This window comes from Vibrio sp. 10N.222.49.C12, from assembly GCF_041475025.1.
Lineage (GTDB): Bacteria > Pseudomonadota > Gammaproteobacteria > Enterobacterales > Vibrionaceae > Vibrio > Vibrio crassostreae_C.
In genome coordinates this window covers 1-234 of record NZ_JBFRVF010000121.1, presented here as the reverse complement: position 1 = coordinate 234, position 234 = coordinate 1, and the positions used below count along the sequence as shown (strand labels likewise).

Genomic DNA, 234 nt, shown 5'->3' with positions numbered 1-234 from the left:
ATGGTGCGGTCGGAGAGACTTGAACTCTCACACCTCTCGGCGCCAGAACCTAAATCTGGTGCGTCTACCAATTCCGCCACGACCGCAGCAAATCTTTGTAGTCATACTGAATATTGGTGATTCAATATAACGTTGTAATAGTGGCTGGGCTACCTGGATTCGAACCAGGGAATGCCGGCATCAAAAGCCGGTGCCTTACCGCTTGGCGATAGCCCAACAATGAATGGTCATCTA

Annotated in this window: 2 tRNA genes; both read right to left on the bottom strand. The window is 50.0% G+C overall.

Annotated elements, in window-relative coordinates:
• Position 1: 1 nt before the first annotated feature.
• Positions 2–86: transfer RNA gene (locus AB4583_RS21180), tRNA-Leu, on the bottom strand.
• 55 nt (positions 87–141) lie between these two features.
• Positions 142–216 (bottom strand) — tRNA-Gln (locus AB4583_RS21175).
• Between the last annotated feature and the right edge of the window lie 18 nt (positions 217–234).